The organism is Sphingomonas sp. GW821-FHT09E03 (assembly GCF_059416225.1).
In genome coordinates this window covers 457453-483283 of the sequence record NZ_JBWKOS010000003.1, presented here as the reverse complement: position 1 = coordinate 483283, position 25831 = coordinate 457453, and the positions used below count along the sequence as shown (strand labels likewise).

17 protein-coding genes are annotated in these 25831 nt (G+C 66.1%); 10 read left to right on the top strand and 7 right to left on the bottom strand.

Annotated elements, in window-relative coordinates; all coding sequences use genetic code 11:
* Positions 1-315 precede the first annotated feature (315 nt).
* Both AC07M8_RS09955 and AC07M8_RS09950 read left to right on the top strand, forming a co-directional pair.
* Entirely contained in the window at positions 316-2862 is a 2547-nt protein-coding gene (locus AC07M8_RS09955; protein ID WP_495174183.1) for a TonB-dependent receptor domain-containing protein, read from the top strand.
* Between the two features lie 73 nt (positions 2863-2935).
* On the top strand, positions 2936-4960 hold the full coding sequence (locus AC07M8_RS09950; protein WP_495174182.1) for a hypothetical protein: 2025 nt from the start codon (positions 2936-2938) through the stop codon (positions 4958-4960).
* Here AC07M8_RS09950 and AC07M8_RS09945 read toward each other — a convergent pair.
* Both AC07M8_RS09945 and AC07M8_RS09940 read right to left on the bottom strand, forming a co-directional pair.
* A complete protein-coding gene (locus tag AC07M8_RS09945; protein WP_495174181.1) occupies positions 4957-5628 on the bottom strand; it encodes a DUF6445 family protein in 672 nt (223 codons plus the stop codon). The genes AC07M8_RS09950 and AC07M8_RS09945 overlap by 4 nt on opposite strands.
* Complete coding sequence (locus AC07M8_RS09940) at positions 5625-7121, bottom strand: tryptophan halogenase family protein (RefSeq protein ID WP_495174180.1); 1497 nt, start codon at positions 7119-7121, stop codon at positions 5625-5627. Before AC07M8_RS09940 ends, AC07M8_RS09945 begins: the two co-directional genes overlap by 4 nt.
* Before the next feature lie 178 nt (positions 7122-7299).
* Here AC07M8_RS09940 and AC07M8_RS09935 point away from each other — a divergent pair, with 178 nt between their 5' ends.
* From AC07M8_RS09935 to AC07M8_RS09920, 4 genes are all read left to right on the top strand, one after another.
* The gene (locus AC07M8_RS09935) at positions 7300-7791 is read left to right on the top strand and encodes a hypothetical protein (RefSeq protein WP_495174179.1); all 492 of its coding nucleotides are present in this window, start codon (positions 7300-7302) and stop codon (positions 7789-7791) included.
* Between the two features lie 1035 nt (positions 7792-8826).
* On the top strand, positions 8827-11856 hold the full coding sequence (locus AC07M8_RS09930; protein WP_495174178.1) for a TonB-dependent receptor: 3030 nt from the start codon (positions 8827-8829) through the stop codon (positions 11854-11856).
* Positions 11857-11951: 95 nt separating this feature from the next.
* A complete protein-coding gene (locus tag AC07M8_RS09925) occupies positions 11952-13493 on the top strand; it encodes a tryptophan halogenase family protein (protein WP_495174177.1) in 1542 nt (513 codons plus the stop codon).
* 176 nt (positions 13494-13669) lie between these two features.
* The gene (locus tag AC07M8_RS09920; protein WP_495174176.1) at positions 13670-14617 is read left to right on the top strand and encodes a cupin-like domain-containing protein; all 948 of its coding nucleotides are present in this window, start codon (positions 13670-13672) and stop codon (positions 14615-14617) included.
* A 181-nt stretch (positions 14618-14798) separates the two neighbouring features.
* On the opposite strand, the gene AC07M8_RS09915 is transcribed toward AC07M8_RS09920, so the two are convergent.
* The 4 genes from AC07M8_RS09915 to AC07M8_RS09900 all read right to left on the bottom strand — a co-directional run bounded on the left by AC07M8_RS09915 (position 14799) and on the right by AC07M8_RS09900 (position 18785).
* Complete coding sequence (locus AC07M8_RS09915; protein WP_495174175.1) at positions 14799-15509, bottom strand: DUF2490 domain-containing protein; 711 nt, start codon at positions 15507-15509, stop codon at positions 14799-14801.
* Between the two features lie 246 nt (positions 15510-15755).
* Positions 15756-16085 (bottom strand): hypothetical protein, encoded by a 330-nt coding sequence (locus AC07M8_RS09910; protein ID WP_495174174.1) that lies wholly within the window; start codon positions 16083-16085, stop codon positions 15756-15758.
* Positions 16086-16133: 48 nt separating this feature from the next.
* On the bottom strand, positions 16134-17270 hold the full coding sequence (locus tag AC07M8_RS09905; protein ID WP_495174173.1) for a M42 family metallopeptidase: 1137 nt from the start codon (positions 17268-17270) through the stop codon (positions 16134-16136).
* A 33-nt stretch (positions 17271-17303) separates the two neighbouring features.
* Complete coding sequence (locus tag AC07M8_RS09900; protein WP_495174172.1) at positions 17304-18785, bottom strand: amidohydrolase family protein; 1482 nt, start codon at positions 18783-18785, stop codon at positions 17304-17306.
* Between the two features lie 59 nt (positions 18786-18844).
* Here AC07M8_RS09900 and AC07M8_RS09895 point away from each other — a divergent pair, with 59 nt between their 5' ends.
* The gene (locus tag AC07M8_RS09895) at positions 18845-20362 is read left to right on the top strand and encodes a M28 family peptidase (RefSeq protein ID WP_495174171.1); all 1518 of its coding nucleotides are present in this window, start codon (positions 18845-18847) and stop codon (positions 20360-20362) included.
* 96 nt (positions 20363-20458) lie between these two features.
* Here AC07M8_RS09895 and AC07M8_RS09890 read toward each other — a convergent pair whose 3' ends face one another.
* Positions 20459-21520 carry a methyl-accepting chemotaxis protein gene (locus tag AC07M8_RS09890; protein WP_495174170.1) on the bottom strand — a complete coding sequence of 354 codons (1062 nt, stop codon included), beginning with the start codon at positions 21518-21520 and terminating at the stop codon, positions 20459-20461.
* 298 nt (positions 21521-21818) lie between these two features.
* On the opposite strand from AC07M8_RS09890, the gene AC07M8_RS09885 reads away from it, so the two are divergent.
* From AC07M8_RS09885 to AC07M8_RS09875, 3 genes are all read left to right on the top strand, one after another.
* Positions 21819-23360, top strand: coding sequence for a putative bifunctional diguanylate cyclase/phosphodiesterase (locus tag AC07M8_RS09885; protein ID WP_495174169.1), 1542 nt, complete (start codon positions 21819-21821; stop codon positions 23358-23360).
* 239 nt (positions 23361-23599) lie between these two features.
* Positions 23600-24118, top strand: coding sequence for a LysM peptidoglycan-binding domain-containing protein (locus AC07M8_RS09880; protein ID WP_495174168.1), 519 nt, complete (start codon positions 23600-23602; stop codon positions 24116-24118).
* A complete protein-coding gene (locus tag AC07M8_RS09875; RefSeq protein ID WP_495174167.1) occupies positions 24115-25827 on the top strand; it encodes a protein kinase domain-containing protein in 1713 nt (570 codons plus the stop codon). Before AC07M8_RS09880 ends, AC07M8_RS09875 begins: the two co-directional genes overlap by 4 nt.
* The last annotated feature ends 4 nt before the right edge of the window (positions 25828-25831 follow it).

Genomic DNA, 25831 nt, shown 5'->3' with positions numbered 1-25831 from the left:
GGCGCGGGTCGCGGGTGCTCGCTCGACATGGCGCATGGGCGCCGGCACCGGGGGGCAGGAGGCCGACGTTGGACCCGTCATGGCGCGGAACCGACGGTCGCACGTCGGATGTGGCTCGGCGCGGTGATGCTGGTCGTCGGCCAGCGAGCCGGTGCTGACCTGTGCTGCCGCGCTGCCGTGAACCCGCGGCGGTCTCCCCCGATATTGCACAGCGTAACAGATCGTTACGGCTGCGTGGATTGTTCTCCGACCGTGACACGCGTAATGATTCGGTACCGGCCTCATCAGAAGGGCTGGGTCGTTGGGAGAAGATCGATGATCAATCGTCGCGCGCTGCGTGCAGCGCTGATGGCGGGTTGTGCCGCCTTGCCGTTCCCGGTCTGCGCACAGAGCGTGGAGTCAGCGCCATCGGTAACCCAGGACCCGACGGCCACGCCCGACGCGGCGCAGGACACGCAGGAAGCGGACATCGTCGTCACCGGCCAGACGACGCGCAACCGGCCGCTCATCACCTCGTCCGCCGATATCACGCTGGCGAGTCGCGACGACATCGACCGCAAGGCGCCGCGCTCGACCGCCGACATGCTCGAGCTGATCCCGGGTATCTTCGTCGAGGCGACCGCGGGCGCCGTTTCCAACAATTACTCGGTTCGCGGCCTGCAGGGCGGCGGCCAGCGGTTCGTCCAGCTGCAGGAAGACGGCATGCCGATCCTGTACAACGGCGGCGGGGCGGATTTCTTTTTCGACCAGGATCTGACGATCGACCGGCTCGAAGCCGTCAAGGGCGGCTCGTCGGGCGTGTTGACCGTCAATGGCGCCGGCGCGACGATCAACTTCGTCTCCAAGACCCCCAATTTCGAACGCGCCGAAGCGATCGGCCGCGGCACCTTCTACAATTACGGCATGAAGCGCGGTGATGCCTATCTATCGGCGCCGATCACCGACAAGCTGGCGTTCAACGTCGGCGGCTACTTCCAATCGAGCCCCGGCATCCGCGACAATCCGTTCGACTACCGCGGCTGGCGCGTCAAAGGCATGCTGGAGTACCGTCCCGAGGGCGGCGGCTACATCCGCCTCTCCGCCAAGGGCGGCGACATCGAAAACGCTTATTATGCCGACCAGCCCTATCGCTTCACCGATGGCAAGCCCGGCGGCATTCCCAGCCTCGACACGCAATTTGGCAACGTCGGCGGCGACGCCTTCAACAGCATCCAGGTGCCGGTCTCGACCTTTGCTCACCCGAGCGGGTTTCGCGATTTCCGTTATCAGGACGGGATCAAGGCCAAGACGGCGCAGTTCCGGATCGACATGGAAGCGCCGGTCAGCGACAGCTTCACCCTGTTCCTGCACAGTCGCTATCTCAAATATTCGTACGACTTCAACGGGCTGTTCCCCGGCTCCGGGACCGGCAACGCCGGCCTGACGAGTGCGGTCAACTATCTGACGCCCAACCCGGCGGTGTCGCCGATCATCGACCTGCTGCGGGCCGGCTTTGCCGCCTTCCCGGCGACGACCCACTTCGGCATCCGCAACCTGCGCACCGGTACCGTGCTCGGGTCGGAACAGGTGGGGGCGCTCAATGCGCTGAACGGCAACGGCTTCCTGCAGCGGACCACGCTCAACCACGATGCGGTCGACGGCAAGGACTATGGCATCAACGCCGGCGGCACGTGGGAATATGAAAGCGGCGGCTTCAAGAACTCGCTGACCGCGGGCGTGATGTATTACGACGTCACGCGCGCGCAGGATCAGTCGGCGACGGCGAGCGTCGTCAACGATGTCCGCACCAACAGCGACATCTACGACATCGTCGCGCTCAACGCGGCCAATGCGGTGGTCGGCACGCTGTCCGACAACGGGCTGGTGTCTTATGGCGATTGGGGGGCGGGTATCCGCACCCGCAAGGATTCCACCGTGTCCTTCTATGCCAATGACGAGCTCGCCATCGGCGATCTGCATATCGACGGCGGTCTGCGGTGGGAGATCAACGACGCCAAGTTCCTCGATGGCCAGGCCGCGGCGGTCAACCAGCCAGTGCAGCCCGGCGTGCCGGGGGTGGTCCGCACCGTCGGCTCGACGTTCGACGGCACCTATGCAGTGACGCAGCGGACGCAGCGCAAGCTCGCCTATACGGTCGGCGCCAATTATCAGTTCACGCCCAACCTCGCGATCTACGCGCGCTATGCCGACGGCTTCCAGACCAACAACACCGATCCGATCACGACGATCGAGCTGTACGAGGCGGGGGTCCGCTATCAGTACCGCCGCTTCATCAGCGGTTCGGCCACCGTCTTCCAGACCAACTTCCGCAACCAGAACTACAATTTCGCCAACCCCGACAATCCCTCGCAGCAGCAGAACATCAACGCCGACCTGCGCACCCGGGGTGTCGAGGTGGATGTCAACATCCGCCCGATCGCGTGGTTCTCGGTCGACTTCCAGGGGGTGTTCCAGCAGCCCAAGCTGCTCAACCTGCAGATCGATGGCGTCAACCAGGGGGCGCAGTTCGAGGGTAATCGTCCTGAACGGACCCCGGCCAAGCTGTTCACGATCACCCCTGCGCTCAAGCTGCCCCATGGCCTCGGCGAGGTCTATGGCCGCTACAAGTTCATCGGCCGCATCTTTGCCGATGCCGGCAACGGTGTCGCGCTGCCGAGCTACGGCGTGACCAGCGCGGGCGTCACGGTGAACATCAACGACCGGATCCAGGCCAATTTCAACGCCGACAATATCTTCAACGTCATCGGGCTGACCGAGGGCAATCCGCGACAGGGCCAGACCCAGGCGATCACCGACGGCTATTTCTATGCCCGCGGCATTGCCGGCACCACCTATGGCGGATCGCTGACGGTCAAGTTCTGAGCTGCGGCGAGCAGGAAGAGAGGGGCGCCGGCCGCCGAGGCGAGCGGGCGCTCCCCCAGTGAGGATCGAAAGAATGACCAGCGCTGTGCGGATGACGATGGCGGCAGCCCTCGCCCTGATGACCTGTGCCGCCGCGCCGGTCACCCCGCGCCCCGAACTCGCCTTCCAGCTCACCGAGGGGCAAAATCTCAACGCCTTCGTTCGCTCCGGCCCGGTTGCTGCGCACTTGCTGCTGCGCAACGGCGTGGAGCCGCGCATCCTCGTCGCTTTTCCGGCGGGCAACAGCGGCGTCGGGCTGTGGTTCGCGGCCACTGATCGTCCGGTGACCTGGCGGCTCGGCGCCGCGCCGCGACCGATCAACCGCGGCCGCCTTCACGGCATCATCGCTGCGGCCAGCGTCGAGGCAGGGCGGCTGGTGCCGAAGCAGGCGGTGCTGTCGAGTATCCGCTTCCTGCGCGATTATCAGGCGGTCGGCACCTTCCCGGCCGAGATCGCGGCGCCTGCGCCGACAATTCGAGGCAAGGTGATGACATGGCAACGACCGCGGCTGGATGGCGGCGCAGGCTATGAACTCAGCCTGCGCGTCGTCGAGGGGCGGATCGACGGCGGCGCCATCGTGGCCGGTCCTGGCGGCCGCATCAGCATCGAGATCTCCGCGCTGACCGGCGAGACACCGCTGACGCCGATCCCGACCGCGGCGCTGCTCACCGCGGGCGCCGCGGCGGATCCGGCGGCGCGCAATGCGCTCGCCTTTCTCAGCTATCGCGAGAAGTTCCTCGCCGGATCGTGGCGGTTCGATACCTATTTCGGCCGCGACACTCTGATGTCAGTACGCCTGCTGATGCCCGTGCTGCAGCCGGCTGCCATCGAGGCGGGGCTCAATGCGGTGATCGCACGGCTGTCGCCCGGTGGTGAGGTCGCGCACGAGGAGGGGATCGGCGAGTTCGCGCTCGTGGCAAACCGCAAGGCCGGTCGCGAGGGCGACGCACCCGAGCTCGACGATGGCATGGTCGACGACGACTATATGCTGGCGCCGGTCGCCGCGGATTATCTGCTCGGGGCCGACCGCGCACAGGCGAGGCGTTACCTGGCCGCGTCGCTTGCCAGCGAGCGCCACCCCGGCGAGCGCGAGACCACCGGGAAGGCGCTGTGTCGCAACCTGCGCTTTGTCCTTGCCCAGGCAGCACCGTTCGCCGCGGCGCCTTCGGCGCAGACCCTGGTCGCGATCAAGCCTGGCCGTCTAACCGGTGAATGGCGCGACAGCGAGGACGGGCTCGGTGGTGGCATCTACCCGTATGACATCAATGCCGCGCTGGTGCCTGCCGCCATCGACGCAGCGGGCCGACTATTTCGTGCGGGCCTGCTCGATCCATATCTGACTGCCGCAGACCGCCAGGCGTTCGCCCAGGCGGCGGCGACCGCGCAGCTGTGGCGAGACAAGGCACCGCCGCTGTTCCGCGTCGAGGTCGCGCCAAGCGTAGCCCGGGAACGGGTGCCTCGCTATGCGGCGGCCCTTGGTGTTCCCGCCGGCCCCGCGCTCGCCGCGCTGGGCCAGCAGCCGCTGACGTTCCATGCGCTGTCGCTGGACAAGGCCGGCCGGCCCGTTCCCATCGTCAATTCGGATGAAGGCTTCGCGCTGCTCTTCGGCCGCCCGTCGCCCGCCGATCTCGATACCTTCATTGGGGCGATCATGCGGCCGTTTCCGGCGGGACTGCTGACCGACGTCGGTCTGCTCGTCGCCAATGCAGCCTTTGCGTCGACCGATATCCAAGCGCGCTTCACGCCGGCAGCCTATCATGGCGCGGTGATCTGGTCATGGCAGCAGGCGCTTCTTGCCGCCGGGCTGGAGCGCCAGCTGGCGCGTACCGACCTGCCGCCGACCACCCGCGCCCAGCTGACAGCGGCGCAGGGTGCGTTGTGGCGCGCGATCGCGCAGGGCAGGGCGATCCGCGGGTCGGAACTATGGTCCTGGGCCTATCGTGACGGCGGCTACCGCATCGTCGCGTTCGGTGCGGGCAAGGCAGATGTCGACGAGTCCAATGCGGCGCAGCTGTGGAGCACCGTCTACCTCGCGGTGCGACCGCCCAGGGGATCTTAGGCGGCGAAGAAGCCGGTGACCGTCAACCGCCCCGTGCGGGGATCGGCGGGCAGGGCGGCACCGCGCGGGATCGCGCCCGAATGCAGCAGCCGGCTGCGGTACAGCAATGCGCGATTATAGACCCCGTCGATGCTGTCGGTCTGCGCGTAAAGTGGCGTATCACCGGCGATATAGCTGTCGGGGAGCCCCTGCGTGCGCAGATCATGGTCGAGCGCGGCGAAATACCGGTCGCGACGGTCCGGATCGATCGTCTCGTAACCGGTGGCGCGGTGCCGGTAGAAGCCGGTGCCATAGGTTCCGCCGGGGACGAGATAGTGGATCAGCGCCAACCGTCCTTCCTCCAGCGCATCGACATGCGGCAGGCGCTGTTCGAGCGACAGGGCATCCGGCGGAGCGGTGACGACCGAAAAGCGGGCCTCCAGCAGCGATAGCGGCCCCGCAAGCCCCAACGCCTTGCTGGCGATGGTCGCGATCAACGGTCCCTGGGTACTGAGGTAATGATCGGGCAATCGCGCCTTGATGCCGGGATAGTGCCGTCCTGCGGGTTCAAATTCCTGCGTCTCGGCAAAGCCTCGCAGCGCGTCGGGATCGGCGATGAAATTGTCGATGACCGCCACGGGCTCGCCCTCGTGGCCGAGGCGGCGGAGGCGCACCGTGGGGCTGCTCATCGCGCGGCCATCATCGCCGCGATCGCATCGTCGTGGGGCGGCAGCGTCGGCACGGCCCTGGCGATCACGCTTTCTATCTGATCCAGCTGGCGACGGTTGGTTGCGCCATCGAGCGTGGCGGCGAGCGGTGCAAATCCCTCCGCCTCGACGCCCTGGCCGTTGAGCACCGCGAGCCAGCTCGCCTCGCGGAACAACTCGTCCGTGCCCAGCAGCAGCCGCCCGGCGCGAACATATTGCTCCATCTTGTCGGCCAAGCTGTCGGGCAGCGCCGTGGCACGTGCCTGCCGCCAGAGCGGCGCGTCGTGCCCCTCCGTCGCGTGATAATGCAGGATCAGGAAATCGCGGATCCCGTCCATGTCGCGGCCGACCAATTTGTTGAACTGGCGCGCCAGCACCGGATCGCAGTCGGCATCGGGAAACAGCGTGATCAACTTGGCGATGCCGCTCTGGATGAGGTGGATGCTGGTCGATTCAAGCGGCTCCAGAAAGCCTGCCGACAGGCCGATGGCGACGACGTTGCCGCGCCACGCCTCGCGGCGGAGGCCGGCGGTGAAGCGCAGCACGCGGGGGTCGGCGAGCGGTGCGCCGTCGAGATTGGCGAGCAGCGTTGCCGCGGCGTCATCGTCGCTCGCGAACTGGCTCGAATAGACATAGCCGTTGCCGGTTCGGTGCTGCAGCGGGATACGCCACTGCCAGCCGGCCGTGCGCAGGGTCGATCGTGTGTAGGGCGTTGTTGCTGCCACTCGCGCGCACGGTACGGCCACGGCGCGATCGCAGGGCAGCCAGCGCGACCAATCCTCGAACGGCGAGGCCATCGCCCCGCCGATCAATCGGGCCTGAAAGCCCGAGCAATCGATGAACAGCTCGCCCGTCAGCCGATCGCCGCGATCGGTGGTCAGCGCCGTCACAAAGCCCGTCTGCGGATCGCGATCGACGCTCTGAACCTTGCCTTCACAGCGACGAACGCCCCTGGCCTCGGCCAAGCCGCGGAGGTGCCTGGCGTATAGCGCGGCATCGAAATGATAGGCGTAACCAAGCGTGGACAGGATCGAGCGTGGATCGACCGCTGGCTTGGCAAAGCGGCCGTCGGCGGCGAGCCTGGTTGCCAAGGAGTAGGCCGATAAAGGCTGGTCCAGCCCGTCGGCGCGGGCGCGCAGCCAGCATTGGTGAAACGGGACCCGGCCGAGATCGACGCCGTAACGGCCGAACGGATGGAAGTAGCGGTGCCCTGGTCGGCGCCAGTCGACGAACTCGATGCCGAGCTTGAAGCTTGCCTGGGTGGCCCGGACAAACGCTGCCTCGTCCAATCCGATCAGCTCGTTGAACCAATGGATCGTGGGGATCGTCGCCTCGCCGACGCCAACCGTGCCGATGGCATCGGACTCGACAAGGCTGATCGACAGGCGCTCGCCAAAGGTTGCGGCGAGGGCGGTCGCAGTCATCCAGCCGGCCGTACCGCCCCCGAAGATGACAAGGTTCTGCACAGCTCCCACAGATCACAGTCCTGCTCAATCTGACGCATATGGCAAGCGCGGTTAACGAGCTGCCGGGATTTCGAGGCGATGCTCCTACGCCGACGGCAGATGTCTCAGGAAAGTGGGGGCGACGCCGGATACTTGGCGGCGGTCGGGCGTAGGCATACCGATACCGAGCCTCATCGGGAGCGATGTCATGCCCATCAAGGTGGCGGTAGCAGCGGTAGCAGTTCTGGCGTGCGCATCGCCGGTGATGGCGCGGCGCAAGCCCTCCAATATCAGCTGGGCCAAACCGGGCGTCTCGTTCGCCGATTATCGCGGTTATACGCTGAAATGCGCCAACACCAGCTACGGGCTGGACGTCAGCATGAAACCCGACACGGTAGTGGCCTTGTCTGGGCAGAACACCGCCGCGCTCGCCGGGTTCGTCAGCGGCCTCGACCCAACACTGGCGGGTGGATCCTATGTGGGTGGGGCAAGCGGCTATATGTCCGCGATGATCTTGATCGATCCGGGTCGTCTTCCGCAACAGCACGTACACGGGGATCTTCCGTCACGCGGCCTATGTCGACGTGTCCGACCAACTGCAATCGGTGCTCGATTATTGCCTGACGCGTCGCGGCTACACGCGCTTCAAGCTGAGCGCGGATCAGCGCAAGCAGCTGCGCCGCTATCAGCGTGGCACTGAAGCGCGCGCGCACTTCCTGCATGAGCTCAGCGCGGGGACGAGCGCTGCCGATTGACGATGCCTGGCGCGCCTCAGATCGCCAGCTCCGCCCCTGATCATCAGCAGAGCCCCGCTTCGAGTGCCACGCGAACCAGGTTCGCCGTGCGGCCGACACCGAGCCTTTGCCTTGATTTGCGTGCACGTATTGGCGATCGTCTTATAGCCTGGCCTCACCAATGGCCGACAAGTAGAAGGCGGAAGCCGTGCGTGAATGGCGACGCACGCCTTGCACGTCGAGGCAACAACCAGAGCTTGCCACACCTCGTCGAGCTGATCCCGGCCACAACTTCGCGCGCCGGATTATGAGTTCAACGGGTTGATACAATGGACATATCAGCGAGATCTGGCGGTAAAAAGCAGCTTCATCGCCGGTTCTATCTGCTACATGCCATCTCGAGAGCTGTCGCCACGGAAGGCTGATGTCGACAACAACTTCCAGCCGGGCGCGCCATCTCACGATCCGGAAGAAATGCACAGGGTAACGCACCGCCACCCGCGCGGCCTGACAGGTCCTCGCGAGCCAGGCCACCATGCTCAAGAGCCGAGTGGGTGAGGGACCTAGTTGTCGCAATCCGATATCGCCCTCCAGCATAACGGTCCGCAAGGTCACCGGCAGGTGCATAGCGTTGCATTTGGGACACGCTAACACGTCATTCGCATTGCATCTGCAAAATTGCATTATTTAATGTTGCCGGCTTTCCGGCGGCGAGATATCGAGCGGACACAAGATGGCTGCAGGCCGCGCGATGATTGGGGGAGAACTGGCGCCGCGTGCGCAGCCGCCTCTGACACCATCACGACGACCTAGCGGACCCCGCTACGGGCTATGATGGAGAGATGACGGCTATGAAGGTTTGCGCGAACTACAAGGCGGCGTTGATGGTTACGGCGTCCGCCGCGACTTTGATCTGTGGTACCGCAAGCGCTCAGCAATCGTCCACCACCCAAGGCGTTCTCCAGAGCGCGCCGACCGGTCAGGCTGCTTCGCCGAGCGCAGTGGCCGCCGATCAGGCGAGCGACGCAGCCAATCCGAGCCAGCCGACCAGCGACGCCGCGGCTCAGGAAGGCGACATCGTCGTCACCGGTATTCGTGGCGCCCAGCAGCGCGCGGTCAACCTCAAGCGCGACGCCGCGTCGGTCACCGATTCGATCTCGGCCGAAGACATCGGCAAGCTGCCCGACGTCACCATCTCCGACTCGCTGCAGCGCATCCCGGGCGTGCAGATCCGCCGCGATGCGGGCGAGGGTGCGGCGATCAACATCCGCGGTCTGCCGCAGGTGACGACGCTGCTCAACGGCGAAGCCTATCTAGGCGCGCAGTCGATCACGACGATCCAGCCGAACTTCAACGACATTCCCTCGCAGCTGTTCGCCGGCGCCGACGTCATCAAGTCGAGCACCGCCGACCTGCTCAACGCCGGCATCACCGGCACCGTCAACCTGCGCACGCGGCGTCCGTTCGATCTCAAGAACGGCTTCACGCTCGCGGCCGCGGCCGAGGGCGCCTATGGCGACAAGACCAAGAAGTTCAATCCGAACTTCAACGCGCTGGTTGGCTATCATGGCGACCGCTTCGGCTTCCTGGTGTCGGGCGCCTATTCGAAGGTGCAGCTGTCGAATTCGCACAACGGCATCCAGGAAGGCTATGGCGCGGCGCTGCACAACGAGCAGTTCAACACCGCCGACAATCCCACCGGCGACGTCAACCTCACCAGCGGCTTTTCGCCGCTCAATCGCCCGCACGGTACGATTGTCGGCGCCGGCCGCGATGTGAACGGCGATGGCGATGCCAACGACGCGTTCATCGTGCCGCAGGGCTTCACTGCGTGGGACAAGGTCAACGAGCGTCAGCGCATCGGCGTCAACGCCTCGGCACAGTGGGAGATCAGCGATGCGCTGACCCTCAACGCCGATGCCTTCTTCACGCGCCAGAACGAGCATGACCGCACCGCCGGCATCCAGATGCAGAACGTCAACTGGCAGGCGGCGGAATTCGTCCCCGGCCAGTCGCGTGACACGGGGGCGGACGTCACGCTCAACAGCGGCGGCGTGTCCCACACCTATGATCTCAACACCACCCAGGTGTACAATTACGATCTCGGCAACTTCGATTCCTACGCCCAGAACGATCACTACAAGTCGCAGTCGCAGAATTACAATGTCGAGCTGAAGTACGACAATGGCGGTCGCTTCAAGGCGACCGTGCGCGGGATCTACGGCAAGGCCTATTCGAATTACGACCAGAGCTATCTGCAGTTCAGCCCGTCGAACGGTACCCAGTGGGAGCCGGGCGGGATCGGCCATTATCCCACCGGTGACATCGCGTTTAATCCGGGCGGCTATTCGGTCAACACCGTCGCCGGTGCCGCGTCGCTGCCCGCCACGGTCAACTTCACCGGTGCGCAGCCGGTGTTCACGCTGCCGACGCAGCTGACCTCGCTGCTTAGCAACATCGACAATTACGCGCTCAAGACGACCTCGTCGGAAGGCAATTACCGCCGCAACGGCGACCTCAAGCTGGTGCGCGCGGACGCGTCGTACGAGGCGAACGACAACGTCAACTTCAGCATCGGCGGCCGCTACAGCGAGCGCTCGGTCAACGATTATGAGTTCGACCGTGCGGCGCCGCTGTTCGCAGGGCAGGCCTCGCAGCCGGGTGGCTGCCTGGTCAAGTGGAAGGGCTTCGACGTTCCGCTCAACGATGCATCCTGCTACGCGGGTTCGGGCACCTTCGGTACGCCGAGCTTCGTGCCCTACACCGCCAGCCTGACCCGCAAGGCGAGCGATCCGATATTCAACGGTCAGGTCAAGCAGTACAATCTGCCGGGCGCCGGGCTGCCGGGGATCTACGTTCTCGATCCCAAGGTGATGGACAACGCGCTGGCGTTCCAGAACAGCTTCTATCCCGGCAACGTCGAGGTCCAGAACCCGGGCAATTCGTTCAACGTCGGGGTCAAGCAGATCTCGGGCTATGCGCAGATGAACGTCAAGGGTGACGTGTTCGGGATCCCGGTCAGCGGCAACGCCGGCCTGAAGATCATCAACACCCGCCTCGACATCACTCAATATGTCACCGGTGCACCACAGCCTTATGGCGTCGCCAACCTCGCCAACGGCACGGTCGAGACCAAGCGCAGCTTCACCGACTTCTTGCCAGCGTTCAACCTCGCGTTCGAGCTCGCGCAGAACCTGAAGCTTCGCTTCGCCTTCTCGAAGACAATGACGCTGCTCGATCTCAATCAATGGGGTGGCGGCCTCAGCCCGAACTACGCCATCGACACCTCGAACCCCGGCTCGCCGGTGTTCCGCGTCACCGGCGGCAGCTCCAACGGCAACCCGCAGCTCGATCCGTGGCGCGCCACCAACGTCGAGGGCTCGCTGGAATATTACATCGGCCACAGCAGCTTGCTCAGCCTTGGCGCCTTCCACATCGACGTCGCGAGCTTCATCCAGTCGGGCAACGTGATCCGTACCGACCTGCCCGACAATGACGGCGTGGTGCGCAACCGCACGGTGTCGATCAGCACCCCGGTGCAGGGCGAGGGCGGTACGCTGCAGGGCGTCGAGGCGGGCTGGAAGCAGTCGTTCAACGATCTCGGCTTCATGCCGCACATCCTGTCGAACTTCGGCATCGATGCGAACATCACCTATTCGCCATCGGACTCGGGGCAGAAGGATCTCGCCGGCAACACCATTCCGTTCCAGGACAACTCCAAGATCCAGACCAACCTTGCCGGCTTCTACCAAGACAGCCACTTCCAGGCACGGGTCGCCTGGAACTATCGCTCGAAGCGTGCGGTCCAGCAGGACTTCGGCGGCATCACCGGTCTCGAGCTGTACCAGCAGCCGACCAACTACGTCGATGCGTCGATCAGCTACGACTTCACGCCGAACCTGACGCTCTATGCGCAGGGCTCGAACCTCACCGGCGAATATGAGAAATATTACCTCACCTTCCCGGACGAGCATGCCTACAACAACATCTATGAGCGCCGGTTCATGGTAGGCGCCCGCGTCAAGTTCTGATCGGATCGCCCTGCCTGCTGCGCCCGTCACGATGAGTGGCGGGCGCAGTCATTTTGTGGTGAGACGGCGGTACCGGTGGTGAGGGAAGGGGCGTGATGGCGAGCCAGGAGCCAAGACCCGAAGACAAGGTCGGGCCGCTGCGATCGATCGTGATCGTCGGCGGCGGCACCGCGGGGTGGATGGCGGCCACATTGCTTGCGCGGCGGCTGGAGCGGCAGCCGGTCACGATCACCGTGGTCGAATCCAGCGACATCCGCACCGTGGGCGTCGGCGAAGCCACCGTGCCCGGGATCCGGGATTTCTTCCGCGACATCGGGGTTACCGAGCAGGAGGTGATGGCGGCGGCGCAGGGCACGGTGAAGCTCGGCATCGATTTCGTCGACTGGAAGTGCGTCGGCGCGCGCTTCTTCCATCCATTCGGCCTGTACGGCATGCGCTCGCGCGGGGTCGCCTTTCACCACTACTGGCAGAAGATGCGCCATGCCGGTCACGCGACGGAACTGTCCGACTATTGCCTGAGCACGGCGCTGGCGGAGCGCAACCTGTTCATGCCGCCGACCGACCGGCCGGTCCACGATCTGCTGTTCTACGACTGGGCGGTGCATTTCGACGCCGGCCTCTATGCGCGCTTTCTCGCCGGCAAGGCGGTGTCATGGGGCGTCGAGCGGGTCGACGCGACCATCACCAACGTGCGTGTCGATGCCGCAACCGGCCATATCGCGGGCGTCGACACACGCTGCGGCAAGGCGATCGACGGCGACCTGTTCATCGATTGCTCGGGGTTTCGCGCGCTGCTGATCGGCGACGCCCTCGGCGTTGCCTATCACGACTGGACCAATCTGCTGCCCTGCGACCGGGCCGTGGCGATGCCGTGCGAGCGCAACGGGCCGCTGACCCCTTATACCCGCAGCACCGCGCTCAGCGCCGGATGGCAATGGCGCATCCCGCTGCAGCATCGCGTCGGCAACGGCTATGTGTATGCGAGCCGCTACATCTCCGATGACGAGGCGGTGGCGACCCTGCGCGGGCGGCTGGAGGGGGAGGCGCTGGCCGAGCCCAACATGATCCGCTTCCGCACCGGGCGCCGCGAGGCATTCTGGCAGGGCAATTGCGTGGCGCTGGGGCTTGCCGCGGGGTTCATGGAGCCGCTGGAGTCGACCAGCATCACCCTGATCCAGACCGGAATCGAAAAGCTGCTGGCGCTGCTGCCCGATCGCCGCTTCGATCCCACCCTCGCGGCCGAGTACAACCGCACCACCACGCTCGAATATGAGCGGATCCGCGATTTCCTGTTCCTCCACTATCAGGCCAACCAGCGGCATGGCGAACCGATGTGGGACCGCTGCCGCGACACCGCCTTGCCCGAGGCGCTCGCGCGCAAGCTCAGCCTGTTCAAGGCGCGCGGCCATCTGGTCCGCTACGAGTGGGAGACGTTCCAGGACCCGAGCTGGCTGTCGATGTATGCGGGCTTCGGGATCGATGCGGCGGCCTATGATCCGATGGCGGACTATTTTTCCGAGCCTGATCTCGAGGCCGCGCTGGCGCGGATGAAGGCCTCGATCGCCCAGGCGGTCGCGCTGGCGGAGCCGCATGCAAGCTTCCTGGAGCATTTCGCGAGGGCCGCGGCTTCTGATTGACGGGGGCGGGACGGCACAGGGCGCGCGGCTGACACGATGCCGGCGGCTAACCGCAACCGTTCCGTCGTGATAGGCATGATACGAACCAGGAAGGCGCCAGGTCTTCTGGTCCGTCGGTGGAGGTAGAAGTGCAGCCGGTACGCGAGATACAAGGGCCGCTCGACACGGCCCGGTTCATGGCGGAGATCGTACCCGATTACCGGCCGGTGGTGCTGCGCGGCCAGATGGCGGCGTGGCCGGCGGTCCGCAAAGCCCAGGAGTCCGACGAAGCGCTGGCCGCCTATCTGTCCCGGATGGACAGCGGTCGTCCGCTGGCGTTCATGGCGGGGCCGCCCGAGATCGGGGGGCGGTTCTTCTATGACGAGGCGGTGCACGGCTACAACTTCCAGCTGCGCAGCGGCAATCTGTCGGGCCTGCTCAGCCATCTGCTCAGCCAGCGAGCGGGCCCGCAGCGCAGTGCCGTCTACGCCGGCGGCGCCGTTGCCGAGGATTATCTGTCCAGCTGGCAGACGGAGAACGCCTTTCCGTTCTCGCCGATCGAAGCGGAGGCGCGGATCTGGATCGGTAACAGGACGCGGATCTCCACCCATATGGACGAAACGCACAACGTCGCCGCCGTGATCGCGGGCAAGCGACGCTTCACGCTGTTCCCGCCCGACCAGCTCGACAATCTCTACGTCGGTCCGCTGCATTTCACCATCGCCGGGCCGCCAGTGAGCATGGTCGACCTCGAGCAGCCGGATCTCGCGCGCTACCCGCGGTTTGCCGAGGCCCTGGACCATGCGCTGGTCGCCGACCTCGAGCCGGGCGATGCCATCTACATTCCGGCCATCTGGTGGCACAATGTGCGGGCGGATGCGCCGTTCAACGTGATGATGAACTATTGGTGGGGCGATCCCGATGCAGGATCGGCACTCAACGCGCTGATCCTGGCGATCAAGGCGGTTCGGGATCTTGCGCCCGAGCATCGGGGCGCATGGCGCCACTGGTTCGATCGCTTTGTCTTCGACGACGATGCGTCGTCGATCGCGCTGCACCTCCCGGCGCACGCCCAGGGCTATGCCGGCCCGCCGTCGCTCGAGCGATCGACCTTTATCCGCAGCCATGGCGGGGGCTCGGACTGACACCCGATCAAGCGACACTGACACGCGCGAGCCAAGGCCCCCGCTGACATCCAGGCGACATCCAGGCGAAAGTTGGACCAGCCCTTGCCCGCTCGGATCGGCAGGCCGAACGTGCCGCCTGCCGTCGGCGACCAGCCGGCGGCAGCGACGGCGTCCCCCGGCTCGCGTTGCACCGCGCTGGCTAATCGTGGGTCGGTGGCGACGTCACGGCGCGCAGGTTCATCGTCAGCTGCAAGCTCAGCGCGTGGTCCATCTGTCCCGCTGCACCGCCGCGGCCCAGACGATATTGGTTGAGATAGCCTATGTCGGCCGACGCGCTGTGCCCCAGCGGCAGGACCAGACCGATCATGTTGCGCATGCGCTCATAGCCGCGGCGCTGCCCCCAGCTTGTCGTGTTGGGAATGAGGAAGCTCTCATGGCTCGCGAACAATGCCAGGCCCTTGCGACCGAGCGGATAATTGTATCGCAGGAGCGGGCGAACTCGAAACGCCACCTCGCTGCCGCGCGCACTGAAGCGCTCGTCGACCCGCAGGCGGGTCGTGAGCCGGCCGAGGGTGGCGACGATCTGCTGCCGGATCCGGTCCTCCTCCCCGGCCGTACTGCCGTTATGAGCGCCGACGTTACGGTATCCGAAGCCAAGCTCGACGCCCTTGAGGGCCCGATAGGACAGTAGCCCGCCGAACTCCGTCTGATACAATCCGTCCTGGCGATCGCTGAAGCGCCCGATCTGTTCGAGGGTAAGCCGGACGCCATCGGCGAGCGGAACGTTGGTATTCACCTGCAGCCACAGTTGCTTGTCCTGTTGCTGGCATGATGCTGACGAAGCCGCCGCCAGCAGTCCGCCCGCGGCGATCCAGCGAACCGACGATGTCGCTCTTACCCTGTTGAACACCGATTCCGCCCCCGCAACCTGTACGGTGCTGCTTGGCAGCTTAAGGCGTCGCCGACAAATGATCGAGATCGACCACGTTGTGGGATTGCAGGCGGTGGCCCTGCTCTGATTCTCGGCGCCGCTACACCGTTCTAGCGAACGCTACGCGCCAAGGATCCCTGCTGCGCCCAGATGCGCATCCTGTTCTTCCCGCCACCGCGACGCCAACGAGCAGACCCTAGCCGAAAGGGCCATGCTTAACGGGTGCTAAGCTGCCTTGAGCGAGCGTTGATCGCCCAAGATGATCGCAGGACCCAGGTCGTACATGTTCGCCGCTGCGATCAGGCGGGCCGCCTGTTTGCTAAACCGTGCGGCCTCGGATCCACCACAGCAATGCTTGGCGCGATGCAGGCAGACAAGCGCCTCATTCCGCAGTTCATCAACATCCATGCCACTGCAATCACTGGATAATGCATTGGGTTCCCCACAATCGGGGTTAATCGCGCAATAGCTTTGATTAGTGGTTCCGAGACGGTCAACCGCCTTCGCCGACGCCGAACCACCCGCATCCTCCGCCGGGCACGGCGGGAGCATCATGACGACTTCCGGCGCCGTCCTGCCCAAAGCCGATCCGCGCGACGCTGATCACGGTGTCGGCGTGAAATCGCGCATGTCGGCAACCGTCTTGGCGTCGAGCCGCTGGATCACCGCCACGACGAGATCGACCATCCGGTCGAAATCCGCACGATCGATGATCCCATTATGCGCATGCGTGTAACGCGCCGGGACGACAAGGTTGACCGTCGGTACCCCGCCCGCCGTCGCCTGGATCGCCGCGCTGTCGTCGCCATAGCCCTGCACGAGGTCGCGTTGCAGCGGGATCGCCTTGGCCGCCGCGACGTCGCGGACCAGTGCCACGAACTTGCGGTTGGGAAGCGTGCTGCTGTCGTAAAGGAAGATGCCGGGGCCAGCACCCAGATCCGCCTGCGTCTCTTCCGGATTGCGGCCAGGACTGTCGCCGGTGATCCCGCCTTCGATCGCGATGCCGATGTCGGGCTTGATCAGGTCCGCCGCGGTCCGCGCGCCGCGCAATCCGATCTCCTCCTGCACCGTCGCCGCGACGTACAGACGACTGGGGTGTCCGCTTGCCTTCAGCCGCCGCAGGGCCTCGATCACCACCGCGCAGCCGACGCGATCGTCCCAGGCCTTGCCGAGGTAGCGTCCCCCCGGCATCGCGACGAACGGCGAATCGGGCACCACCGGGTCGCCAGGGCTAAGGCCCAGTTTCTCGGCTTCCGCCGCCGTCCGCGCGCCGACGTCGAGATAGAGCGAGTCGCGCGGGAACACCTTGGTGCGCTCGTCGGCGGGCACGACATGGATGTCGCGGATACCGGTAACCGCATGGACCGGCCCCTTGCTGCCGATGATGATCCAGCGCTGGTCGGGCAGCGCCTGGTCGAGCCAGCCGCCCAGCATCTGCATCGACAGGAAGCCGTTCGGCGTGACGCGTCGCACCACGCCGCCCAGCTCGTCCATATGCGCGTCGAGCATCACCTTGGGGCCGCTCGAGCCTTGCGCGGCGATCACCGAGCCGACGCCGTCATAGCTGAGCTGATCGGCGAGCGGCTTCAGTTCGCGCACCATGATGGCGCGGACCGCCTCTTCGTAGCCCGACGGTCCCGGCGCATCGGCCAGTTCGCCGAGCAGCCGCTCGGTGCGGTCCTGCGCCACGACGGGTGCCGTGGCGAGCGCGATGGAGACGAGTGCTGCAGTCCATTTCATGCGACCATTTCCCAACCGTTGCCGCTCTCGCAGTTAATATTGCCCATAGCGCCCGCGCACCGAGGCGATCAGCTTGGCGCTGTCATAGCCGACGCCGTCCTTGAAGCTGATCTCGACCTTCTCGATATCGGCGATGCGGGTCGCGGGATCGCCGGCGACGACAATCAGGTCGGCGTTCTTGCCGGGCGCGATCGAGCCGATCCGGTCGGCGAGGCCCAGATAGATGGCGCCATTGAGCGTTGCGATGCGGATCGCTTCCATCGGCGTGAACCCCGCCTCGACCAGCAGCTCGACCTCGCGCTGGTCGCCATAGCCCGGCACCACGCCGCCATTCCCCGTCGGATCGGGGCCGGCAATCAGCAGTCCGCCGGCCGCGACGAACTGGCGCTCCAGCCCGAGATCGTTGGCGTAGGCGGTCTCGAACGCGGCATTCGGCCGCAGCATCCGTGCGTTGCGCGCATAGAGATAGGCCTCGCGCGCCTCCGGCGTCATCGCCTCCATGACGCGGGGCTGAAGCGGCGCACGCTTCGGGATCGACTGCTCGAACACCGGCAGCGTCGAGGTGAGCGCGACATGGTGACGGACCAGCGTGGCGATCAGCGCGGTCGCCTGCGGGCTGCCCGGCACCATGCCGGCGAGCGTTGGCGTGCCGGTGCCCTCCGAACAGCGATCGGGCTGCTTGCCGGGATCGTCTTGCGTGTTGACGAAGAAGCCGTGCTCGAGATTGTCGATGCCGAGTGCGGCGGCCTCGGGATAGGTGACCGCGCATAGATGGCCGGTAACCTTGAGCCCGCGCCGATGCGCCTCGGCGATCGCCGCGCCCAGCTCGGCGCGGGTGATATTCATATAGGCCTTGAACGACGTCGCGCCCTGCTCGGCCCAGAACGCGACCGTCCGCCGTGCATCATCGGCATCGCGCAGCTGATGCATCTGGATGAACGGGCTGCCGGCGCCTTCCAGATACGGCCCGGTCACATCCATGTGCGGCCCCGGGATCGCACCGGCGTCGATCTGCCGCTTCAGGTTGAGATCGGTATAGGGCTCGACGCTGCCGGTCGTGCGCAGCGTCGTCACGCCCGCGGCGAGGTAGAGCCGGGGCGAGGTGAAGGTCATCTGCGGCACCACCAGCGGCGGCTCGCTATGCCCCTGCGCATCGAGATCGGGGCGGCCGATATAGTACATGTGATCATGCATGCCGACGAGCCCGGGCAGCACCGTCCGCCCGGCGAGATCGAGCACCGTGACACCGGCCGGGATCGCCGCGGACGACGGTTGCACCGCGGCGATCCGCGCGCCGTCCAGCAAAATGGTCATGTCCTGGAGCGGCGCGGCGCCGGTGCCGTCGATCACGCGGACATGCGTCAGCGCCACCCGTCCTGCCGGAGCGCGCACATAAGGCTGGACCGCGGGCCCGGGAACGGCCGGCGCCGGCAGGATCCTCGCCGCGAACGGCTCGGCGTGCAGGGTCGCGCTTGCCAGCAGCGCCGCCGCGCCAATCAATGCTCTTGCCACCATCGCCGCCCCCGGGCCGCGACGCCTTGCCGCGGCCCCCCGTTTTGGGCAGCTTCGTGGTTATGCTCAAGCCCTTCCGTGCGATCGCCCCGCTTTGCTTGCTGCCGCTGCTGATCAGTGCGTCGCGGCCGCTGCCTGCCGATCCCGATACGCGTGCGTGGTGGGCGACGACGGCCGCGTTGTCGGACGACGCGATGGCGGGGCGCGATACCGGCTCCGCCGCCTATGAACGGGCGGCCAGGCTGGTCGCGGCGCGGTTTGCAGCGGCCGGGCTCGAACCGGCGGGGGAGGATGGGGGCTATGTGCAGCGCGTGCCGATGCAGGTGCTGTCGATCGACCGCGCGACGATCGGTGTCGATGCGCGTCCGCTGCGATTCCTGCACGACATCATGGCGAACCCCTATCCCGGCATGCCGCAGCGGATCGACGCGCAACTGGCGTATCGCGGCTATTGCGCCGCGGCCACACTCGGCGACGTGCGCGGCAAGGCGGTGATCTGCCACGGGACGCACCGAGCGGGATTCCCGTCCGACGCCGCGCGGCTTGCCGCGGTAAAGGCGGCGGGCGCCACGGCGCTGCTGACGATCGCTGACCCCGGCTTTACGGTGGAGCCGCCGCGCTGGCCGTTCGCTTATGCACGCACGGTATGGTTGCGCGACAGCCCTCCCGAGGCGGCCGCGCTGATGCGGTTCACGCTCAACGCCGACGTGCTGGCGGGTATGATCGCGGGCAGCGGTCGCGATGCAGCGCGGCTGGTTGCGGCAGGGGCCGCCGGTGAGCCGCTGCCCGGCTTCGACCTGTCGGGGCGCTTTCATGCGGCGTTCGCCGTGTCGCAGCGGGCGATCAGCGCCCCCAACGTGCTCGCGCGCCTGCCCGGCCGCGACGCGTCGCGCGCCGCCCAGACGATCGTGCTGTCCGCGCATCTCGACGGCTATGGCTCTGGCGAGCCGGTCGCCGGTGACGGCCTGTACAACGGCACGCTCGATGATGCCGCTTATGTCGCGCTGCTGATCCGGCTTGCCGAGCGTCGCCGGCACGAAGGCTTCGCGCGACCCGTGCTGTTCGCCGCCTTCACCGGCGAGGAAAAGGGGCTGCTCGGCGCGCGCTGGTTCGTCGCGCACCCCACGCTGCCTCGGGCGCATATCGCCGCCGACATCAATCTTGACCAGCTGCGGCCCATTTTCCCGCTCACGCTGCTGACCGTCCACGCGCTGGCCGACACGACGCTCGGCGATGATGCGCGCGCGGTGGCCGCCGGCATGCACGTCGCGGTGCAACCCGACCCCGAGCCCGAACGCAATCTGCTGCGCCGTGCGGATCAATGGCCGTTTTTGCAGGCAGGCATTCCTGCGACGGCGTTCGTGTTCGGCTACCGGGCGGGGACGGACAGCGAACGCATCTACCGGCACTGGTACAGGACCGGCTATTACAAGCCGCAGGATGATCTGGCGCAGCCGATCGACTGGCAGGCCGCGGCAAATTTCAACCGGTTTTTCTATGCTTTCGTCGAGCGAGTCGCGGATCAGCCCGCCGTCCCGGCCTGGAAGCCGGGGAGCAGGCTGCGCGCCGAGACACGCTAGCCGCGGGCAGCGCTTCCGAGCATCGACACGGCAGGCGGCATCAACGAGCGGTATGAATGGAGGGCGGGGCAGCGCGCGCCGATGTGCTGCGGGGCGTCAGCTCGACCCCATGGCGGGGTGCCTGCCGTTCCCGCGGCGGACCGCCGCCGCGATGTCCCGCTCGGTGGCGACATGTTCCTCGATGACGCAGCGTAGCTTCAGCCCGCTGATGCCATGGTCGGACGACACGTCGGCTTGAGCGATGTTCAAACCGTCGGACGACACGAACTTGGACTCGTTGGCGCCGATCGCGTGAGGGTGTTTCGAGTGGTACGGATAGTCACCGGTCGAGGCGACGACCAGATCGGCCGGGTCGATGATCGACGCACGCGCGCCTGACGCGGCCTTGCTGATGACGTTCATGATCGCATTGGCTTGTCCCTCAAAGTCGAACTCCAGGTAGCAGACGCCGAGGATCGATCCCTCGTAACGCACCGGCGCCACATAGATCAGCACCTTGCGATCGTTGGACCAGGGGTTCTTCCAAACCTCATCCGTCATCCATTCGACGGACGTCGGCGCCGCCATCGCATGCTGATATTGCGGGTATCTGCTGAAGTTGACCGTCTTTACAGCCGCATTGTCATGCGCGCACACGGCAACATCCCCCCGGGCATCGACGACAAAGGCGTTGAGGAAATAGGGCGAGCAGGCCAGCAACGCCCGTAATCTGTTGAGCGCCCGATCCTCGGCGCGTGGCGAGCCATGGTCGAGCAGAAGAGCTTCCAGGACGGAATAGTCGGTCGCGAGCATGCGCACATCGATCGACCGATCATAAAGCGTGCGCGCCAGCGTATCAGCGATCGACTGCGCCAGATCAGTGAGCCGCCCGCTTTCCATCTCCTTTGCCAGTTCGTCCGCGATCTCTCGCCCATGCTGCAGGCTGCCGAGAACCTGGTTCTTGAAGGACGCGGCGGAGCTGCGCGCGAGCCCTGCCAGGCTTTTTACCTCCTGCGCAACGACGGTGAACCCCCGCCCGGCTTCTCCTGCTCGGGCTGCTTCGATCGTGGCATTGAGCGCAAGCAGATTGGTCCGCCCGGCGATCGACTCGGCCTGATGGGCGTGGGCGGTGACATCGTCGCCGAGTGCGGCAAGCAGAGAGTGTATGCGACGGGGCATTCACGGCTTTCGATAAGATTGTGCCGTATATGTACGGTGAGATGCTTAACGGACGGTAGAGAAATGGCCCGCGCCATCGCGTCGACGTTCGGTTCCCCCGCTAATCCGCTCCATCAAGGGCCGCTCGCTGTTGACACGTATGGCGTGGAACCATGGCCCAGCCCAGCACTACCGATTCACCGAGGGGGCATTAACCGATCGGTATCATTCCAGTCTTAATTCAACTCGTTATGGAAATATTCGAGGCAGGGGGTGAGCGTGACTCAGGCAAGCGCCGCACGCCGGGCCTGCCGTCGTGATGACGACCGCCTTGCTCCCGACGATTGCCGTGGGCGTCGTGATGGTCGTGGCTGGCATCGCGATCATGCTCTCCCGGCGCAGCACGCGCCGGCTATCGCGCTTGGCGGCGCAGCTGGAGGAACTGGCGGGAAAGCCTGGCACAGGATCGGTCGATTATCGATTGGCGCACAGTCTTGCGGCCGTGCAACACGGCCTGCACCAGCAAGAGCAGCGCAACAGCCAACGTCATTCGGTCACTGGTCTACCCACGCGCGAGCCACTCCTGAGGCAGATGGCCGCCGAAGGCCAAGGCGTGTTGGGGATCCTCGGCATCACCGATTTCGATCGGCTTTGCGCGTTTGATCCGGCGCTTGGCGAACGCTTCCTGCTGACGATCGTCGATCGCCTGACCCGGATGCTGCCCGACGAGCGACTGGTGGCGCAGGTTGATCGATCAAGCATCGCGATTTGGTTTGGCCCGGGCGCCGGCGAGAGCGCGGCCTGCACCGAACTTGAGGCAATCGGCTACGCGCTCGGCGACATGGTCGCGGATGGCGATCGCGAGATCCAGCCGGAGATCCGCATCCGACAGGCGGCCATGCCGAAGGACGGGGCCAACGTTCATGCCCTGCTGGCGCGAACACTCGCGTCGTTAACGATCCAGCCTGGTGCGCCGAGTAGCGCCGCCGCGCCCAGCGTTGATCCGGTCATGGTCGCGCGAGAGCGCTACGCCATGGAGCAGGATCTCCGGCAAGCCATCGCCCGCGGCGAGCTCGAGATGCGCTACCAGCCCTTGGTGGATGCCGCCGAGGGCCGCGTATGCGGGGCCGAATCGCTCATCCGCTGGTTCAGTCCCGATCGAGGTCAGGTTTCGCCTTCGCGGTTCATCCCGGTGATCGAGTCCCTGGGGCTCGCGCACGACATCGGCATGTGGACGTTGAACACCGCCGCGCGCGAGGCCCGGGCGTGGCAGAGTGCAGGGCTGGGGCCGCTGCGCGTTGCAGTAAACGTATCGGGGCAGCAACTCGACCGCGACGACATGGCGGCGCTGGTCGCTCGGATCCTGGCCCGGCACTCGCTGGGAGCGGATACGCTTGAGATCGAACTGACCGAAAGCGTCGCGATGGGCGATGGCGCGCGCGCCGCGCAGCTCTTCCAGGCGTTGCGCGCCATGGGCGTCCGCATCGCGATCGACGACTTCGGGACCGGCTATTCGAGCTTCAGCACCCTGCGCACACTGGCGTTCGACAAGATCAAGATCGATCGCGAATTCGTAACTGATGTCGATCGCCGGCGCGACAGCCAGGCGATCTGTCAGAGCATCATCGCGCTCGGACGCGGCCTTGGCATTCGCGTGCTGGCCGAAGGCGTCGAGCGCCGCGCCGAATATGAGTGGCTCCGCCACCACGGCTGTGCGCATTTCCAAGGCTATTACTTCTCGCCTCCTCTTACCGGTGCGGATTTCGCCGGCTTTGTTCGCGACAGCACGAGACTCGAGGAGCTGCTTGCTCTCGCGCCGCGCGCCATGCGGCACCACCTTACCGAAAGGCTTACCGCATGACTTCGTCAGATCGCTCGATGGCACCTATTTGGATATCGAGGACATCGCTGCTCTGGCCGTTGGTGCTTGGCGTTGCCGCGTGCTCGCACGCCCCCGCCGCCCCGCCGCAGCTCGGCGCGGCGCAGCCTGCCTCGGAGAGCGAGATCGATGCGATCCTGCTGCTCCTGGATCAAGGGGATGTGGGCACGGCAAAGAAACGGATTGCCGCCGCCCTGAAGCGGGATCCGATGAATCCATCGATGCAGGTATTGCGCGATTCGATCGAGCGCGACCCCAAGGATCTGCTTGGGCCGACCAGCTTCGCCTATACGACGAAAGACGGCGATACGATGTCAGGCTTGGCGCAGCGCTTCCTGGGCAACCGGCTCAAGGCTTATCAGCTCGCGCGGTACAATGGGATCGCCAAGCCAGCTGCGCTTGCGGCGGGGCAGGCGCTCCGGATCCCCGGCGAGCCGCCGCGGATCGAGCCGGCCAAGCGGCCCGAACCACGCAGCGCGCCGGCTGCTTCGGCGCCCGCCAAGCCCAGGGTTACTGCCAAGCCAGTGCCGCCACGTGCGCCTGCGCCTGCCCCCAAGGCCAATCCTGCCGCAGCACAGCAGGCCCGTGCGGCGGGGCTGGCCGCGCTGAATGCCGGTGGAGTCTGGCGCGCGGTCGGGTTGCTCCGGCGCGCCGCTACGCTCGATCCGGGCAACCCGGCCATTGCGCGCGATCTCGCGCGCGCCAAACGGATCGCTGCAACCGTCAAGGCACGGCGATGACCGCGATCATGGGGGAGCAGATGCTTGGTCGCTACCGGATCGACGGTCGGCTCGGCGAGGGGGCGATGGCGGATGTGTTCCGCGCCTACGACCCGGGGATCGGCCGTACCGTCGCGATCAAGGTGCTCAAGCCGGAATACGGCCGCGATCCCGAACTCGGCGAGCGCTTTCTGCGTGAGGCCAGAGCCGCCGGCGCGCTCAACCACGCCAATATCGCGACCATCTACGATGTCGGCGAAGCTGACGGCGTCGCCTATATCGCGATGGAACTGATCGAGGGTCAGCCGCTCGACGCGCTGCTCCAGGTTCAGGGGCGGCTGCCCTACGAGCGGGTGTTGGCGCTTGGCCAGCAGCTCGCCTCCGCACTCGATTATGCCCACAAGGCGGGCGTCGTTCACCGCGACGTCAAGCCATCGAACATCCTACTGTCGGCGGATGGCCGCACCGCCAAGCTGCTCGATTTCGGCGTGGCCCGGATCGGGGATGTCGATGTGGCAGGTGGCGAAAGCCGGATGGCTCGTACCCAGGTTGGCCAGATGATCGGCACCCCGCGCTACATGAGTCCCGAGCAGGCGCTGGGTATTCCCGTCGATCAGCGCTCGGATCTCTTCTCGCTTGGTGCGGTGCTCTACGAGATGGTGACCGGCAAGGTCGCGTTTCCGGGCATGGGGCTGGCGACGCTGGCGCTGCAGATCACCCAAGAGCGCGTCGAGCCGATCGAGCGTGCCGCCGCCGATTGCCCGCCGGGGCTGCGTTTCGTCATCGACAAGCTGCTGGCGAAGAAGCCGGAGCAGCGGTTCGTCGACGGCGAGGCGGTGCTGCAGGCGCTGACCCGGGAGATTGCCGCCACCGCCGAAACCGCGTCGGGCCGGCGCGGCCTGCCGCTGCACGTCAAGCTGCCGCTGGCGCTGGTGACGGTCACGGCGGTCGCGCTGGTCGCCAGCGTCTCGTCCATCCTCGCGCGCGAGCAGCGCACGCTCGAACAGATGGCCATCGTCTCGGGCAGCTCGATCGCCGCCTTCGTGACCGGCAACACGGCGGTGCTAGCCGCAGACAATGCGGGGCTACCCGCCGATCAGCAGGATTGGACGGCGCTACAGGCGTTCGTGACGTCGGCCACACGTGATAAGGGCATCCGTGACCTCGTGGTCGCCGATACCCGCGGCGTGATCCGTGCGGCGCAGGACGCCAAGCTGGTCGGGCAGCATTACCGTCGGCCCGCCGGCGAACCGGTTATCAGTGCCGAGCCGAGTGTGACCGCCGCCGCCGATGTCGGGGCCGGCGCCGGCTTACGCTTCGTACGGCCGATTCGCTATGCGGGCGCGCAGTTCGGGACCGTCGATCTGGTGCTGCGGCGCACCGCGCTGGATGCCGCGATCGCCAATGCCAAGATGCTGTTGCTGGTGCTGTCGCTGATCATCATGGCCGTTGTCCTCGTTGTCGGCTATCTCAGCGGCGCCATGGTGGCGCGGCCGCTGGGGCGGCTGCGCGACGCGCTGGACCAGGCTGCCCGGTCAGATTTCGCGCTGCGCATCTCGCACCGCCGACGCGATGAATTCGGCGCCGCCTTCGACGCCTTCAATCGAACTGCCGCCGCGGTGGAACCACATCTTGCCGGCACGGGTGCACAGACCGATAGCGCCATGAAGGCAACGCGGATCGCGCCCCCGTCCGAGCTCCAACCCCAGCCACCGCGCATGGCGGCCTGAGGAA

Coding starts and splice junctions, on each gene's coding strand:
- AC07M8_RS09955 (WP_495174183.1), top strand. CDS start 316: ATGATCAATCGTCGCGCGCTGCGTGCAGCGCTGATGGCGGGTTGTGCC.
- AC07M8_RS09950 (WP_495174182.1), top strand. CDS start 2,936: ATGACCAGCGCTGTGCGGATGACGATGGCGGCAGCCCTCGCCCTGATG.
- AC07M8_RS09945 (WP_495174181.1), bottom strand. CDS start 5,628: ATGAGCAGCCCCACGGTGCGCCTCCGCCGCCTCGGCCACGAGGGCGAG.
- AC07M8_RS09935 (WP_495174179.1), top strand. CDS start 7,300: ATGCCCATCAAGGTGGCGGTAGCAGCGGTAGCAGTTCTGGCGTGCGCA.
- AC07M8_RS09925 (WP_495174177.1), top strand. CDS start 11,952: ATGGCGAGCCAGGAGCCAAGACCCGAAGACAAGGTCGGGCCGCTGCGA.
- AC07M8_RS09920 (WP_495174176.1), top strand. CDS start 13,670: ATGGCGGAGATCGTACCCGATTACCGGCCGGTGGTGCTGCGCGGCCAG.
- AC07M8_RS09910 (WP_495174174.1), bottom strand. CDS start 16,085: ATGATGCTCCCGCCGTGCCCGGCGGAGGATGCGGGTGGTTCGGCGTCG.
- AC07M8_RS09905 (WP_495174173.1), bottom strand. CDS start 17,270: ATGAAATGGACTGCAGCACTCGTCTCCATCGCGCTCGCCACGGCACCC.
- AC07M8_RS09900 (WP_495174172.1), bottom strand. CDS start 18,785: ATGGTGGCAAGAGCATTGATTGGCGCGGCGGCGCTGCTGGCAAGCGCG.
- AC07M8_RS09895 (WP_495174171.1), top strand. CDS start 18,845: ATGCTCAAGCCCTTCCGTGCGATCGCCCCGCTTTGCTTGCTGCCGCTG.
- AC07M8_RS09890 (WP_495174170.1), bottom strand. CDS start 21,520: ATGCCCCGTCGCATACACTCTCTGCTTGCCGCACTCGGCGACGATGTC.
- AC07M8_RS09885 (WP_495174169.1), top strand. CDS start 21,819: ATGACGACCGCCTTGCTCCCGACGATTGCCGTGGGCGTCGTGATGGTC.
- AC07M8_RS09880 (WP_495174168.1), top strand. CDS start 23,600: ATGCAGGTATTGCGCGATTCGATCGAGCGCGACCCCAAGGATCTGCTT.
- AC07M8_RS09875 (WP_495174167.1), top strand. CDS start 24,115: ATGACCGCGATCATGGGGGAGCAGATGCTTGGTCGCTACCGGATCGAC.